Below are 15,406 nucleotides of genomic sequence, written 5' to 3'. Positions count from 1 at the left end.
CTTTTTGATTCCTGCTCGTTGGATAGTAACTTACGTAAAGGTACATTTATGATAAAATCAGATTAATGATAAATAAATGTAAGGAACGAGAATTATGAGAATAGCTTACGCAAGGGTGTCTACCGCAGACCAGTCTGTTTATTGCATACTAAAAGTGCCGAGTGTTGCAGCGTAAAAATGCTCAAGTAACGGCAAAGAGAAAAGACACTTGCCAGCACCCTATTATCCTCCTATCGTTAGGTTTGCGAGAACTGACGAAGGAGACTGGAAGGAATGCTGAAAATGCCTCAACAAGAGTATATCAAATTTCTACGTGAAGCAGAAGGACTATCGGTGAGCGATATCGCTAGGCAGGTGGGTGTTCATTGGAGAACAGCCAAGCGATATGCGGATCAGAGTGATTGGAACAAAAGACTTGGTAAACGCAAGAGCAACAGCCCAGTGATGGGGCCGTACATGGAGATTGTGGATGCTTGGCTGGAAGAGGATCAATTGCTCCCGCGCAAACAAAGGCACACCGGCGTCCGAATCTTTCAACGCCTGCAAGCAGAGTATGCGTTTACTGGCGGTCAACGGACGGTCCTCTCTTACGTCCAACTGCAGAAGAGCAGAATGCAGTTAGAGCGTGCGAAGACATACGAGCGACTTGAACATCCACCAGGAGAAGCACAAGTGGACTTTACTACAATGCAAGTCAGTCGCGATCAGCAACTCGTGACCTACAAGCTCCTCGTTGTCTCCTTTCCATCCAGCAACACGGCGTTCGTCTACCCAACACCGGCGGAGAACCAGGAATGCTTCCTTGAAGGGATGAAGCAATGTTTTCAGCAGATGGGCGGCGTTCCGCGGCGCGTTTGGTTCGACAATCTTTCGGCCGCTGTCGTCCACATTGAAAAGCATGGTGAGCGTCAGCTCACAGAGGGCTTCCAACGCTTTTGCGCGCACTACCGGATAGAGGCTGTATTTTGTAATCCGTATAGCGGTCACGAGAAAGGGCATGTGGAGAGCAAGTGCGGCTACGCCAAGCGCAACTGGGCGGTACCCATTCCACTTTACGAAGACCATGAGCAATTGGCCGCGTATTTCGCCGAGAAAGCCCGGCAGGACCGCGAGCGATTGCACTTTGCCAAGGGTGTCCGCATCGCCGAACTATGGGAGGCTGACCGCGTACAACTGCTGACATTGCCAGAAGAAACCTACGAACCGTTCCGACTTGGCGCAGCGGTCGTAAACAAGTACGGCGAGATTCGATTTGAAGGCGCCACCATCCCGCTAGTTGGTCTCGTTTCGCCAGGTAGCGAAGTTCTGACCCAGACTTTCTGGGACCGACTCACGATCTTAACGACAGAGCATGAACGGGTGAGGGAGGTGCCGCGTCCATATACCGGCAGTACAGCCGAGGTGCCGTGGGCACAAGTCTTCGCTAACCTGCTCCGAAAGCCGCGCAGCGTGAGCCATTCGCAGTTCATTCGGATGCTGCCGGAGGTGGTACAGGTTTATGCCAGTGTTGCTGACCTTACCTCACGTAAGGAGCGGTTGCAAGCGCTAGCGCATTGGTGCGGCGTCTACTCGATCGCGCAGATCGCCGAGGTGCTGACGACAGCATCGAGCGAAGCTACAGTCACGCAATTAACGGCAGCACTTGGACTCGTGCAAGCAAACCGCGACATACCGGCAGCGTGGAGCGAAACGATCTCTCCGCCAGGCGCCCAAGCAACGGTAACGCTACAGCAATATGATCGACTAATGGGAGTGAGCTGATGATGAAACCGGAACTGGCAGACCTATGCAAGCAGCTTCGTTTGGCCCACGTAGTCGATTATGTAACGCAGCAACAGGATGAGCAAACGCAAGCGTTTGTCGAACAATTGCTACTGGCGGAGCGCGAAGGACGACGACGAGCCCGGCTAGGGAAACTCGTGCAACAGGCTGGATTCCCGCATTTAAAAACCTTTGAGGGGTACGTTCGAGAGCACATTTCATTTCCCGTCGGTTGTACGCTTGAGACGTTGCTCGATATGAGGTGGCTGACGCAGCGTGAAAATTTGCTACTAATGGGGGCGGTTGGGACAGGTAAGACGCATATGGCAACTGCGCTCGACGTAGAGGCATGTAGGAGAGGATATGGCGTTCAATTTTTTCGAGCTTCCGATTTAGTGTCATTGCTGCAAGAGAAGTTTGCGGCGGGCACGCTCAGCCGCTTTCGGGAGAAGCTGAAAAAGATGGATCTCATCATTTTGGATGAAGTGGGCTATGTTCCGTTTAGCCAAACGGGCTCAGAGTTGTTATTTAATGTGATTGCCGATTGCTACGAACAGCAGAGTGTGATTGTCACATCCAATCTAGAGTTCGGTCAATGGACATCGATTTTTGGAGACACGAAACTGACGTCCGCTTTGGTAGATCGCCTTGTGCATCACGCGCATATTCTTTCATACACGGGCGATAGCTTCCGGCTCAAGCAAGCGATGGAACGTATACCGCAGTGACAATTTCACTGGCAAGCGGTCTTGGCATTTTCCGCTGCATATTTAAGCATTTTTCACTTGCAAAAAACAGTCATTTCATGTAAGTGTTCATTTCTAAAAATTGTAAGCAACTATGTCTGGTGAAACAAATAGCATCACAATGGTATTTGTTGAGTTTAAAATAACATTAAAAGGAGTTATATATTGTGACTGGAATATGTAGATTATGTTTAAATAATGTTGAGTTGAAAGAAAGTCATATTATACCGAAAATGTTTTATAAAAATATTATTCGAAATTCTATTACAGGGAAAATGCGTGTTTCAAACAATGTAAATAGAATTGTTCAAGATGGTTTAAAAACTCCATTTCTTTGTGGTAAATGTGAGCAACAATTTAGTAAATATGAGACTTATTTTTCAAATGAAATTTTTCGAAAAATTGATAAAAACCCGGAAACTTTTCAAATAAACAGTAAAGATAACCACCTTAGATATTTCATTCTCTCTGTTTCATGGCGGTATGCTCAATTTGTATATGAAACTGAATTATCCAAATCAGTAGTTGATCCGAGTGACGGTAAAACATTTACTATGGAGGAAATTGAAAAAATAAAAATTATTTTAGAAAACTGGCGTAAATTTTTGTTAGATGAAAACATATTGGAAATTCAAAAAATTCAAATGCATCTTATCCCCTATGTTAATATTGAAGAGATAGAGTGTTATGAAGCGATTAATCAAAATAGTGTTATTCCTGATTTTCGAACTTTAGATAATGAAAATGATTTTATCTACTCCTTTCTCTTTTTTAAAGTACCACACTTGGTGATACTATGTACTCTTTGGGGGAATACGGATTCTTTAAAAGGGTATTTGGTTGGAAAAGTTATTAAATCTAGAAATAGTAAATTGCCAAAACATATCCATGCGGTATTAAATCGTTCGGATAGAGTTTTTAAAGAATCGAAAGAAAAACTATCGGAAAATCAAAAGCAAGCAACTTTTCAAAGAGTACAAAAAGAGCTAAAAGATACCTAAAATTTGTTTGAAAGTCTGTTGAATTTTTTGGAAATCCAAGTTAGTCCCTGATTATAGTTATGACTTTTAGAGCGATTAATGCAACTCTGCCTTCTAGGTAATAAATAAGAAAATTATTTATGCAGTAAGTAACAAACCGCCAATTAGGGCGACTTTTTTAATAAATACTTTCTTCATTATTTTATAATTTTCTATTTTATTTCATTTTTTAACTTACTGGACAGTCAAAAGTTCTACACCTCTAAGAAACCAGCGAATCGCGCTCCACATTAGCGTTATCCTGCTTGGATTTAATTATTTTCGTTATAGATAAATGAGGATTTTGAGCAAACAGGCGAAAAATAGACTTGCGTAAATAAGCAGCGACGCTGGCCTCTGAGACCACGGCATGGGAGGGCGTTCGCAGATAGCGGAAAAACAGCCCCGCTGTCCGGCCTGAAAACTGCAAGGCGACGAGTTGTAGGAGTCCCATCGCAATGCACTGGCACATGACGAATCCCTCGATCGCTTGGATCGTTTTCTGGATGCGCTGCCGGTCTTGCTCGTTCGTTAGGGCTTCGAGCGGGTGCGCTTCCTCTTTTCTCAAAAACCGGTTCAGCTTCGGCATGGACTTGCTCCAGAAGCGGTAACCGAAGGCGTGGGTGACTTGCTTCATTTCCCGAACCGTGCATTCGATCTTGAAGCGATAACCGTACAAGCGGATAATATCCGTGGCTGCCAGGCTCAAATCCGTACTGACCAAAATGGAGCAGCGGCCCTCATGCACCACCAGCACAAAGCGCAATTCCTGATACAAGCCCTGGTCCCAAAGCAGATCCAGGCACAAAAATTGAACGGTCTCTTCTTTGCCGTACAGCGGAAGGGTTGTGGTTTGAAAATCGGTAGCGCGAGTCGTAAACAGCTCCTTCAGTTTGACCGCTTGGCCTTTTTTCGGCGGTCGGCCACGTCCCGGCTTTTTCGCAGGGGGGCGTTCGTAGGCGACCACGTTCGATTTGGCTTTGGTCACCAGGTGCATGCGGGTTTGGGAAGCGAGATGGCACGCATTCAGCCGCTCCAAGGCTGGAACCGACAAGAAGTATCGATCCAAAAGCAGCAGCGCTTGACCGAAACCTTTCGCGGCCTTGAAGCCCTGTCAATCATCTGAACGACATGTGAAGGCGTTTCTACTTCGCCTTTGGACTTCTTCCAGCCCAGAATGGTTTGGACGCCGTCTTGTAGATTCATGAACAAGGGCAAGCAGAACCACTTCCGGGAATCGCCGACCAGGATGCCGATGGCGCCGAACAAATGACCAAAGATATAGTCACCCTTGAAGACATTTTCGGATTCCTGATGAAGCTTTTTAACGCCCGGCATCCGTCGGCCTTCCTTGGCCTGCTTCATGCCGTCGCCGACGAGAACCACGCGGTTCTGAATCACCAAGAGTGAGTGGCGCATGCTGGCGCACGACCTGAAGCCACTTCTGCTGTAGCGTCTGAGTGGACCAGCTGGACGAACGGAAGAAGTGAATGAGTGTCTCATAGCAGCGGCTATTCAGCGAAAGATCCCGAATCACAGAAGTCACACCTAGAGAGTCGGAGCGCAGCATAAAACCGATGACCAGAACAATGAACCACTCAAAAGTGGCTTGTCTGGAAAAGCAGGAACGGAAGGGAAGCAAAAGTTCATTCAGGTATTTTAGCATAGGTATGGTCAATCGCTTCGAAATAGGGTACACTTTTTTCGTAACCCATTCAGCGATTCTATCCTTTTAGAGTGAGATCTTAAGGATACCGTAGATTCGCCGGATTGGGTTATTTTTCTATGTTATGATTTTTTGATAAGAACTTTTGACTGTCCAGTTAACTTACTGGAATCTATTTAGATTGAATATCTATTAATTGGAATAAACGTAAGTGTGACTGGGTTTGAAATGATGAGAGTTTTTTGGAGGGGAATTGGAGAGAGATAAAATCGATTTAAAAGAAATATAGGTTGAGAAAATTGCTTAGATAATAGGTACATCTTTAGCTCTTGGCAACATTTTAAGTAGGGCAAATTAATATTTTAAAAAATGATTCAGTTTTTCATAAATGCATCTATTATTAAAAGTCAATATGACAAGGGGGATATAAAATGTTTGGATTTTTTAAATCTAAAAAAGTTAATATCTATGCAGAATTAAATGAAATTGCTGAAAATATCTATAAAGACTTTGGTTTCAATAGGGAAAATGTGTCATACGAACTATCAAGTCAAAAAAATATAGGAGAAGCTTATGGATGGCGCGAGGGCTACAAACAATTTAAAATAGTAATCGGAATTAAAAATTACATAGACGCAAATGCAATAGATGACATACATAGAGTATATTTTAAAAATACACTTTTTCATGAATTTGTTCATGCAAATACATTTTTAAATACACCTGAAAAGTTATATAAATCATTTCACTAGCATTGCATAAAAATCGTATAGTCTTGTCAAGCGCTTATCCAGGTTACAGTATTAGTAAAAGAAAGGAGACCTATGGTTAGTGAGAATTTTCAGAATATAAAATCATGACAGTTAGTGCCAAAAAGACAAGGGGTGCTGTGATTCAGACAATCCATTATCCACATAATGTTAGATATTTAAATTACCGGATCATATGCCAGTTCGTCCAAGTGATCTTCTTCACCATTCTCGAATTGCTGTAGCGTCTCCGCAAATATGCGCTCATGATCGTAGGTCCGTCGCCCCTTGGATGTTCGGGTGCGGTCCCCGTACCATTTTCGGATCATCGCTATCAAGGGCTCGTCCCAGCAACGTTGCATCAGTTTATAGATGATTAATAAGTTACCCTGGAACGCAATCTTTCGCTTAAGAAGCAGAAGCAGACAATACGTGATGAGTGCAATGCGGATTTGCGTATAGACTGCATTGGCGCTGATACCATAGAACCGCTTAATGTGCAGATGCTGCTTGACCCACTTGAAGAACAACTCGATGTGCCAGCGGCGACGGTAGAGCTCGCCAATCTCGATTGGCTCCATGGTCCTTTCATTCGTGATGATGGTAATGAGATTGCCCTTGCTATCATGTGTTTCGATTAACCGCAGCGTATGCTCCATTTGGTTTACACCAGGCTTGCCTAATCGCACGATGGCTTCTCTTAGAATGGGTCCCTCGGCATTCACAACCTTCTCTTCAAGGACCGTGACGACCGCATTAGCCTTCAAACGAGTGATGAATCGCGTACCATTTTCGCAATACTGGTCGAATAAGTCATAATCGAGATAAGCGCGGTCAAACAGATTCATCGCATCCGGTTCCTGCACGACAAGCTCGTTCATCTCTGTCTTGTCCGAGGCTTTTGCCGGTTTAAGGACGACTTTATCTGGACTTACCATCTGTTCGTGATAGACTACGCGGGTATGCATCTTGATGCCAGCTTTCGTGTTGCGAAATTCTGCCCACCGATGCTTCGTTAGACAGAGAGAGATCGTGGAAGAATCAATCAGATTCAACCGTCCAAGTGCTGCCGTTCCTTTCTGAAAGCCGTATTCCCTGTGAATCTGCTGAATGAGATGGCCAAGTGTCGCATCGAATAGACCTGGATCCAAGTCTCGCAATTTTCGGGAAAGCTGCGAAGCACTGATCGATTCCAATGCCAGTTCTCGTTGCAGCTCTTCACTCATGCGAACGTCCAAACTGATGTCAGCCAAACTCTTGACTTGGCACAACTGTGCAAAGATAAACAACTTACAGAATGTAACGGAATCCAGCTTCTTCGTGTACTTATCCAGTCCAAGTTTTGCAATCTGGTTCAATAAAAATTCTCGATCAAGAGGAATAAGGTATTCCTTAAAAGTGGATTTTGTAGTATCCTTGTCCATGCGATCTCCTTATGAGTAGGGATTTGGACAGGACTGTCTTCTTCCCTAATCATAAGGTTTTTTCTTTGGGTAAAGCCACCTTAATTATTACATATTTAGAACAATTTTCTCATATAGGCTTTTCGGTGATCGCACTTGACAAATCTGATTTTTGTTTATGCAATGCTAGTGAAATCATTTGAAGGAAATGAATTAACTTATGCATATTGGGCATTTAAAGTACTGGATGAAGTTAAAGCTTATGACGAAGCAAATAAGAAGTATAAACAAGATAAAAAATTTTTAAAAACAGACGAAAATGGAATCTTGAAAGTATTTGAACATTATTGCAATGAGCTGAGATTTAGTGGAGCTAAACCACCAGAAGCTGTATTTGCAAATAATTATTATGATTTAGCTTCTGCTTTTATTGCACATAAATTTGTCAATCCTGATTTTCCTTCTATAAACAATAAAAATTATCTTAAGTTTGTTGAATCATATCTAGGACACTTAAATAAAGCAAGTGCAGCTAATTTGTTAGAATATAAAGATTACGAAGAGTTAGGGAAACAATTAATTAAAGATTTTGAATTACTATTTATTTATGTTAAAGGATGGCATCCAAATAATTCATATAAGTACTTTTTGCTTAATTCTCATATGAAATGACCTTTCTCAAATTTTGAAAAATAACTATTTTTAACACAAAATAACCATTTCCTAAGATGAAAAAAAGATTTCCCGAAAAAATTTAATATAATCAATATTCAAGAGTTTGAACTTCACTCCCATAAAGGAAGACAAGATACGAGCCATTGAAGGGCTGTATAAGGGCTGAATACAAGTAGAGCCACCGAAGTTAGGGCGGCTCTTTATTGTGTCTTATACGTCTTGCAAAGTCTTCTGAATATACACTATCTAGTGCCGAATGAATTACTTTTTGTTGTCGCGGCGAAGGTTACCTTTAAATTACCTGCGAGAAATTTCCTGAAAGGTCGAAACTTTAAAAAAAGTGGCGGCTATTCCCCATAAAGTGTCTGTATTGGGTTCCTAATCGTCCGCAAATCTTCTTTAGTAAGGGTTCGTAGAAGTAGAGTTATCTCCGTGAAATCTTATTCTGATTCGGTCAAGGATTCCTGTTTATAGGTGAAGCTAATTAGCTGATAATACACTTGGGAGTTGTTTCTTGCTTAGAACAGAGAAAGGGAAAATTAGATTCAGCGAATACTGCCACATCAAGCCTGTATATTTTACGCACCCCACACATGTGGAGTGCTGTGTGTTGTTGGTTAGGGAGTAGTGATTGGAGCCACATTTACCTATATCAAAAGCCCAATCCTTTGTGAGAGGGCTTTTGTTTTGTAATATGATATTTTAACAACACTGCTACTTCAATCGAGTACCTGTTTTTAGTTCTGATTTTGCTATTTTTGTGGAGGATATTAGGTTCGTATAGTGAAACATCAATGTTATGATTTTTGAAATGAAAAGTATGGAGCTTTGCAATTGCTATAGAGATTACTGAGCAACAAAGTGAACTAGCCGTATACTCCTGAATGTAGAAAAGCTTTAAATCACATTGCAGATTCTAATATAAATAAAATGACTACCAATTTTGATCAAAATAGGTTTAGTAACGGAAGTCTGTACTTGGATAAAACAAATCAATGAAATTCAAAATGAAGTATTATATAAGATTAAGTGAAAATTGGGGCTACATAGGATGTGGAACCCGCAATTTTTTAGACCATGGAGCAAATCTAGATCACGATGAAGAACGTATTCAAGGACGGACTGGAGGCCAAAGTGGAGATTGACACCCAATTGGAGTATGCCTCTATGATCAAAATAAAGAAAACCAAGAACAGTTGAAACGACTATGGTAAGAAAAACCGTGCACACCGAGTACTGCGATCAGGCGATCAAAGTCTCACACGATCGGCTGGTCGTATTCGAAACTGTCGTCGGTTGCAATTGAAAGATTAATTTGTAGAATTTTGCAGGATTTTGTACCGGGTCTATAGAAGTAATTCTAGCATTATGGGTGTTTTATCTTTCAAAATAAATAATTGACTAAACGGAAGGACGGCCGAGACGCCTACATTCGCTTGGTGACCAGCTATCTCATTGAATAGAGTGAAGACGGTGCTTCAGGTTGCTCCTACATCTATCCTAGGTTCATTGAAAAGATTAACCAAAAACCTGCATAAGCCTCTTGGGGGGCTAATGGTTTTTGCAAACTTAGCAGGTCAAAAAATATAAAGCAAAGCAGTACAGTTTAAAGAAATAATAAAACTAAGTGAGGGAAATATGGGGAAAATTAAAAAAAATATTAATCAAAATAACTTTAATGAAAAGATAAATTTTAATGGACCAACACAAATTGCTGCAGGAGATATAATTAACAACATACCAAACACTTATCTTCAAAAGGCAAAATATACGTCTGAACCAACATGGCGAAGCCCATTTACTATGGCTGTTTTATCGTGGATTAGCTGTGCCATTGCAATTGGAGGGTTGCTTCCTATTGGTAGTAAAATAGTAAAAAGTGGTCTCAATGTTTTTAATGGAACTCTGAAGGCAACATTAGGTTTTGAAATCCAGATATATTTAATAATATTTGTAATACTGACTATCTTATTTATGGTTTTTCTTAGTCTTAGGAGAATTGCCAAAAGTCAAACTAGGTACCCTCTGCTTTTTAATTTTGCAATCAGTGGTTATGGTAAAAGATTGACATTAGAGAAAATACATATTGATAAATGTCCTCAATGTGGGGGAAAGATGAAATATTATAATAAACCAGTGGAATGGAGAGAGAGACAGTACGGTGATGGTAGAAGAAAGCGTGAAACTACAAAAAGGGTACCTGCATTAGAGTGTAAGCGAAATTCAGAGCATTGCTATAGAGTTGACCCTGCCGAAGATATGTTATGATAGTTTTCGTTAGGTGAATCAATTTCATAATGCATTGGCTTGAAAAATTACAGACGACTCCAATGCCATCGTATTGCCTTTGTATTTTTATGCTGTTTGCATGTCTTGTTGCTTGCTGACACGATCTACGAAGAGCTTCATGCTGTTGTAAACTAAGGTGACGAGGAACTGTATATCTGGTTCATGCCGATCACTTAACACATGTCGAATGTCTAATATTGATGGTTCGAAAAGAGACGTGACAGTGCCTCACAAATGCATTGATTTTAAGGCTTGTATACACCGGTCCTCAGCTATTAAATGAACGGACAGGACAGTTGGAGGAAGATGCAGGTCTCTTGCACATCCTAATGTTAAATGGTTTGTTATAAATTAAAATAAGGACGGTGATTAATCATGAACTTCATTACCAAGGAGCAGCTTAATAATAATTTGGGCAATAAATCCAAGATAGAATTAGTTGATTTGATTAAAGTCATCGAAGAACAGTTCGGATATAAGGTCTCTATTTCTAGAAAGTTTACAGAAGAACAAAAGAAAAAAATGACAAAGGCTATTTTTTCAAATGAAGATGTTTTGAGACAACTCGATGAGTCGGAACTTGAGCCTGAAGAAAATGATATTGAAAGTTTCGAAGATTATTCCCGTTTTATAAAAGGGGTAGGTAATGAGCAATAAGCCAAACCTCTATCGTGTTCTTTGGACTCAGCCAGCGCTCAAGGCGTTGGCCAAGCTTTTTAATGTCTCTCACAACGATGTATTTAATCGATCTAAGCTGATATTATCTCAAGATCCTCATCAGCAAGCAGACGGTGTAACGGATTATTCTGATTTTAAATACAATGGATATTACTGGGTATTACTACATAACGTTGTCCTAATTTATACGATATCGGAGACAAAAGAGGCTGTTCGTATACGGGCTTGTTATTTTGCAAATACCGAATCATCACACCAGATCTTCTGGGGAATTGAGCCTGAAGAGGAAGAATTACGTTGATGAAGGTTGGCTATATACCAGAAGGCACTTTTAACGAAAAGACAGTCAAAGAATTTATAAAGGAAAACATCGGCGATCAATCCCGAAATTTCCCTGTAGTATTAAAAGGCAGCGGAAATCTTATTGGTCACATTGTTTGTCATAACTATTTTGGTGAGCATACCTATGAAATTGGGTGGGTGTTCAATCCCAGCTTTCACAATCATGGTTACGCTTCAGAAGCGGCAAGAAGGTTGTTTCGAGAATTGTATTCCCTTGAAAATGAATGGTGGATGAATATTTTACGCTATTTTACGATAAGAGTGGGACCGACAGTCATCAACTATTGAGAAACTATAGATTAATTAGCCGCTCTTATCATAGGCGGCTTTCTTTTGTCTAAAAAACGGTAACATGTGTCTGTATGTATAGGAACAATAAGCACCCCACATCTATGGAGTGCTTATTGTTGATGATTAGGGGACTGCTCTCTTCGACAGATTAATCGAAAACGGGACCTTTTCAAAAATAGTTCTCCATCATTTTATTTGAATAATTTGGAAAGCCTTCAACATATGTTTTGGGCTCTGTGATTATTAGATTTGTGCCGAAGCTTGCTAAAAGTTGAAATCCTGTACTGTTTTGAGGGAGGAAAATTAAGGAATAAATATCTTTGAAGTAGCCAAGCAGTCATGAACGACGGTCCCTGTATAGAATGGAATGAAACCGAGTTCATCCATTCCCTGACTCCCACATTTGGAGTGGACACCTAGCAGCGTCCAATCTGCAAATGAGATGGATGATTAATGACCTGGCCTTTCCGTTATGTTAATCTAATCTAAAAAACGTGTAGGAAGGGATAAATGAGGGAGGAAAATAAAGCTGTGTTTGAGTCGATTGATGAATATATAAAGACATTCCCGCCTGAAACGCAGGAAATACTTCGCAAGATAAGAGAAGTCATACAACAGGCAGCGCCAGATGCAACAGAAAAGATCAGCTATCAAATGCCTACCTTTGTATTGCATGGAAATTTAGTGCATTTTGCTGCATACAAAAATCATATCGGATTTTATCCAGCGCCGAGAGCTATTGATGAGTTTAAAGAAGAATTATCACAATACAAAGGAGCGAAAGGCTCTGTTCAATTCCCGATTGACAAGCCAATGCCGTATGAGCTAATTAGCAGGATGGTGAAGTATAGAGTTGCTGAAAATATACAAAAAGCAGCAGCAAAATAAAAAAGAAGAAATAAATTTTAACGGGGAAATAAGCTTCTTCAGTTTATTTGCAGCTACATTGCACTTTGTACAGCAGATTTGCTATTACTGACCTATCCACTCGCGTACACTGCACTTTCTACAATGGATTCTTAGTTACAAGGTAGATATCGTCCATAAGAAGCTAATTCTGCTGCAAAAGTACATTGTAGCTGTGCGAATTAACGCTCATGTGAGGTTTTTATTGTAATAAGTGTAGTGTAGGAATGGAGGCGAGCTAATGCCTTCGGGAAGTGTGCTGTTAATCGACAAATGGCATTATCGCACGCCACTTCTAAGCGCACAGCTCCTATTGTTTAAGTTCAACTGGCAGCAATGAGGTCAGTGTCGAGTAGTGGTGAGCCTTCATACTAAACACATGAAAAAACACGCCAAATGAGGCGTGTTTTTTTGGGGAATATAGGAAAGTATATCATTTCGCCATACTAGCTCTATATTTCTCCGGAATGAAACGCGCCACCGCCAAAGGACGGCGACAGCCGTTTCACCATGTATCCTGGATTCCCGCCAACTCATAACGAGGATGGCGGTTCGATCCCCAAACTGAAGTAGATTTCCTTCTGTTTCTCAAGAATTTCTCCCACACGCAGTTCTTCTCCTGGCGTTTCAAAGCATTCAATGACATCGAGCTTATCCAGAACACCCTGCATCGTATAGGTTTTAAACAGACCGACATCCTGCATTTTCTTTTTGATGTACGAAAGATAGATGAGTGCCACAAATTCAACAAATAGCTTGCCGTCCAGACTTTGTTCGGAAGAAACCAACGTTCGACGCATATTGAGGCGTTCCTTTAAATTGCCGAAGGCTTTCTCGACCACGTCCTTGTTCCGATATAATTCAAGCGCAGTGACGGCATCCATCGTTTCATTGGTCACCAGAGCGAAATAACCGTAGTAACGCTTGGCTTTGGCAACCACTTCCTCCTTGACCGTCACACGAGCTCCACGTTTGGGTGTGGTTTTTACCTCAAAGTATTTCTTGTATTGCGACTCATGCTCCGGAATAGGGCGGCCTGATTCGAGTTCCTTCAGCAACCCGATTAACTTGCGATCAAAGGCTTTTTCATCTTCGGCGGCTTTATCGATGTTGTAGTAATAATGAATGTACAGGCGCCTGGGTTCGGTGATCGTATCGCCTTTGTAAGGACGATGCTCGGTATAGTTCCACTCTGTCTGAACGGTGTGGCAGTAGAGTTCGTATTTCTCATTGTAGTGCTCAAAGCTGCGAAATCGATCATAAATGCCGTCCAATTCATGGCGGATGAAAGACAGTGACATCTTGGCGGAGATCAGAAACTTCAAGTGTGATTTGAACAGCGCATTGATGTTAGCTTCGCTATAAAATCCACGATCCATAACCAGCTTCACTTTAGAAAAACCGAGCGTAGCGAAATCGGCCAGCAGGTTGGTGAGCGTCTTGGCATCCGGGATGTTTCCGGCCAGCTTGCGGTAATAAAACGGCAGATTAGAGGTTTCGCCAAACACAAGCGCCAGATTCAGTTGTGCCAGCGGATCGCCTTCTTTATTCCGACCGTATTGCACCTGGCGCAGCCCTTCGGAATAGCTGGAAATGGACGTAATGTCGTAAGCCCAATATTCCTTGTCCGTGCGGCGTTTTCCTTGCAGTCGGAAGAATCGGCTTTTCGCCTCCTCTGTAATGGAGGCGAAGATGTCACTGCTGCGCTGTGAAGAAATGTTTTTGCCGTAAGGATGCTTATGTAGGAGATCAAATTTCTCGAAGCGGTAAAGCGGATTGTTGTCCTCCAGAATCAGGTAATAGACGATAGATAGAATCTGCTGAGCCAGTTCCGGAAAGCACTGCTTCAGATCTTGAACGATACCGAGATTTTCCCCAATGGCATCGAAAAGATAAGTCGCCCCATAAAACTTTCTGGCCATTTGTGTGGACGGAACGGGACCGCGTTTTGTAGCGGTAGAAATGGATTGTTCCTTCCGCCCTCTACCGTCAGTCGGGACGATTTCCCCCGAATGGGGATCGACACGTCCAATGAGCGTGCGCTTTGCACGAGATTGCTTCTTTTCTTTGTCCCAATACGAAACAGATTCGTAGGCATAAGTAATACCGGAACGGTTGTCCTTTTGGTAGACGATAGTCGCCAATTTCCCTCACCTCGTTATGTATTAGTATAACACATAACGAGGTTTGTGGCAAGAAAAAAACACCAAAAAATCAGTGTTTGTAAGGGTTTCTGTCGTTTTTTATTATGGGATCGTTATGTTTCGGCGGGAATCCAGGATGTATGATTAGGTTTGAAGCTTATGAGTTTATCAAGTAGTAAGACATCCTGATTTATTGGGAATAATTCACATGAGATGGATAGCATGAAATGGAGGAGAGAGCATGAGAGGGAGCCTATTTGCTTTTTTGGCGGGAGCCTTTATTACACTGCAAGGTGTGGCTAATGCTCGTATTAGTCAAGATATCGGTACTTGGCAGGCAGCGACAATAACCCAGTTTACTGGATTCATAGTGGCTTTCTTGATTCTGATGTTCGTCAGAGACGGAAGCTGGAAAGGGTTTAAGCAAGTTAAGCCATTGTATCTTACAGGCGGAGCCTATGGGGCGGTTATCATCTTCAGCAATGTTAAAGCGATTGAAGCAATCGGGGTTACCTTTACGATATCCGCGGTGCTGATTGCACAGCTCTGTCTGACTTTTTTGATTGATAGCAGCGGCTGGTTTGGCGTAGCGAAAAAAAGGATGCGGCTTCCGCAGTTCATCGGAATCGGAATTATGATTGCAGGTGTTGTCATACTTGGATTTTGATTAATGAGAGGTCTCATTGAGCGGAGCATGTATAAACAGAGGATTCGTATGAGTATAGGAGGGTGCTGCG

At 41.9% G+C, this 15,406-nt stretch carries 14 protein-coding genes and 1 pseudogene; 11 read left to right on the top strand and 4 right to left on the bottom strand.

What is annotated here, in order from left to right:
• Positions 1–273 precede the first annotated feature (273 nt).
• The 3 genes from istA (at position 274) to MHI37_RS19930 (ending at position 3,508) form a co-directional block, all read left to right on the top strand.
• Entirely contained in the window at positions 274–1,761 is a 1,488-nt protein-coding gene (istA, locus tag MHI37_RS19940) for an IS21 family transposase (RefSeq protein ID WP_076337680.1), read from the top strand.
• Positions 1,761–2,489 (top strand): IS21-like element helper ATPase IstB, encoded by a 729-nt coding sequence (istB, locus tag MHI37_RS19935; protein WP_256710573.1) that lies wholly within the window; start codon positions 1,761–1,763, stop codon positions 2,487–2,489. Before istA ends, istB begins: the two co-directional genes overlap by 1 nt.
• Before the next feature lie 185 nt (positions 2,490–2,674).
• Positions 2,675–3,508: a hypothetical protein gene (locus MHI37_RS19930; RefSeq protein ID WP_076337679.1), complete on the top strand. Its 834-nt coding sequence runs from the start codon at positions 2,675–2,677 to the stop codon at positions 3,506–3,508.
• Positions 3,509–3,749: 241 nt separating this feature from the next.
• On the opposite strand, the gene MHI37_RS19925 is transcribed toward MHI37_RS19930, so the two are convergent.
• Positions 3,750–4,580, bottom strand: coding sequence for a hypothetical protein (locus MHI37_RS19925; protein ID WP_256710572.1), 831 nt, complete (start codon positions 4,578–4,580; stop codon positions 3,750–3,752).
• Positions 4,553–4,930 carry a hypothetical protein gene (locus tag MHI37_RS19920; RefSeq protein ID WP_218638936.1) on the bottom strand — a complete coding sequence of 126 codons (378 nt, stop codon included), beginning with the start codon at positions 4,928–4,930 and terminating at the stop codon, positions 4,553–4,555. The genes MHI37_RS19925 and MHI37_RS19920 overlap by 28 nt, the downstream gene beginning before the upstream one ends.
• A gap of 693 nt (positions 4,931–5,623) precedes the next feature.
• Between MHI37_RS19920 and MHI37_RS19915 the strand changes: the two genes are divergently transcribed.
• A complete protein-coding gene (locus MHI37_RS19915; RefSeq protein ID WP_076337678.1) occupies positions 5,624–5,944 on the top strand; it encodes a hypothetical protein in 321 nt (106 codons plus the stop codon).
• Between the two features lie 176 nt (positions 5,945–6,120).
• Here MHI37_RS19915 and MHI37_RS19910 read toward each other — a convergent pair whose 3' ends face one another.
• A complete protein-coding gene (locus MHI37_RS19910) occupies positions 6,121–7,365 on the bottom strand; it encodes an IS4 family transposase (protein WP_076340182.1) in 1,245 nt (414 codons plus the stop codon).
• A gap of 135 nt (positions 7,366–7,500) precedes the next feature.
• On the opposite strand from MHI37_RS19910, the gene MHI37_RS19905 reads away from it, so the two are divergent.
• The 6 genes and pseudogenes from MHI37_RS19905 (at position 7,501) to MHI37_RS19880 (ending at position 12,507) form a co-directional block, all read left to right on the top strand.
• A complete protein-coding gene (locus tag MHI37_RS19905) occupies positions 7,501–8,016 on the top strand; it encodes a hypothetical protein (RefSeq protein ID WP_076340145.1) in 516 nt (171 codons plus the stop codon).
• Between the two features lie 1,641 nt (positions 8,017–9,657).
• On the top strand, positions 9,658–10,287 hold the full coding sequence (locus MHI37_RS19900; protein WP_076340146.1) for an ABC transporter permease: 630 nt from the start codon (positions 9,658–9,660) through the stop codon (positions 10,285–10,287).
• A 396-nt stretch (positions 10,288–10,683) separates the two neighbouring features.
• Complete coding sequence (locus MHI37_RS19895) at positions 10,684–10,965, top strand: hypothetical protein (RefSeq protein WP_076340147.1); 282 nt, start codon at positions 10,684–10,686, stop codon at positions 10,963–10,965.
• On the top strand, positions 10,955–11,287 hold the full coding sequence (locus MHI37_RS19890) for a hypothetical protein (RefSeq protein ID WP_076340148.1): 333 nt from the start codon (positions 10,955–10,957) through the stop codon (positions 11,285–11,287). The genes MHI37_RS19895 and MHI37_RS19890 overlap by 11 nt, the downstream gene beginning before the upstream one ends.
• Positions 11,278–11,587, top strand: a pseudogene (locus MHI37_RS19885) (GNAT family N-acetyltransferase); the annotation flags it as partial. The gene MHI37_RS19890 and the pseudogene MHI37_RS19885, both read left to right, overlap by 10 nt.
• Before the next feature lie 542 nt (positions 11,588–12,129).
• A complete protein-coding gene (locus MHI37_RS19880; RefSeq protein WP_076340150.1) occupies positions 12,130–12,507 on the top strand; it encodes a DUF1801 domain-containing protein in 378 nt (125 codons plus the stop codon).
• A gap of 551 nt (positions 12,508–13,058) precedes the next feature.
• Here the strand turns inward: MHI37_RS19880 and MHI37_RS19875 are convergent.
• Positions 13,059–14,669 (bottom strand): IS1634 family transposase, encoded by a 1,611-nt coding sequence (locus tag MHI37_RS19875; RefSeq protein ID WP_076340174.1) that lies wholly within the window; start codon positions 14,667–14,669, stop codon positions 13,059–13,061.
• A 241-nt stretch (positions 14,670–14,910) separates the two neighbouring features.
• On the opposite strand from MHI37_RS19875, the gene MHI37_RS19870 reads away from it, so the two are divergent.
• Positions 14,911–15,336: a DMT family transporter gene (locus MHI37_RS19870; RefSeq protein ID WP_076339809.1), complete on the top strand. Its 426-nt coding sequence runs from the start codon at positions 14,911–14,913 to the stop codon at positions 15,334–15,336.
• Positions 15,337–15,406: the final 70 nt, after the last annotated feature.

It is taken from the genome of Paenibacillus sp. FSL H8-0548, assembly GCF_038630985.1.
GTDB lineage: Bacteria > Bacillota > Bacilli > Paenibacillales > Paenibacillaceae > Pristimantibacillus.
This window is presented reverse-complemented; position numbering and strand designations above follow the sequence as displayed.

What these genes read in the sequence shown, in the direction of transcription:
- MHI37_RS19880 (WP_076340150.1), top strand. Translation starts at nt 12,130, where the DNA reads ATGAGGGAGGAAAATAAAGCTGTGTTTGAGTCGATTGATGAATATATA.
- istA (WP_076337680.1), top strand. Translation starts at nt 274, where the DNA reads ATGCTGAAAATGCCTCAACAAGAGTATATCAAATTTCTACGTGAAGCA.
- MHI37_RS19890 (WP_076340148.1), top strand. Translation starts at nt 10,955, where the DNA reads ATGAGCAATAAGCCAAACCTCTATCGTGTTCTTTGGACTCAGCCAGCG.
- MHI37_RS19915 (WP_076337678.1), top strand. Translation starts at nt 5,624, where the DNA reads ATGTTTGGATTTTTTAAATCTAAAAAAGTTAATATCTATGCAGAATTA.
- MHI37_RS19910 (WP_076340182.1), bottom strand. Translation starts at nt 7,365, where the DNA reads ATGGACAAGGATACTACAAAATCCACTTTTAAGGAATACCTTATTCCT.
- MHI37_RS19895 (WP_076340147.1), top strand. Translation starts at nt 10,684, where the DNA reads ATGAACTTCATTACCAAGGAGCAGCTTAATAATAATTTGGGCAATAAA.
- MHI37_RS19900 (WP_076340146.1), top strand. Translation starts at nt 9,658, where the DNA reads ATGGGGAAAATTAAAAAAAATATTAATCAAAATAACTTTAATGAAAAG.
- MHI37_RS19870 (WP_076339809.1), top strand. Translation starts at nt 14,911, where the DNA reads ATGAGAGGGAGCCTATTTGCTTTTTTGGCGGGAGCCTTTATTACACTG.
- istB (WP_256710573.1), top strand. Translation starts at nt 1,761, where the DNA reads ATGATGAAACCGGAACTGGCAGACCTATGCAAGCAGCTTCGTTTGGCC.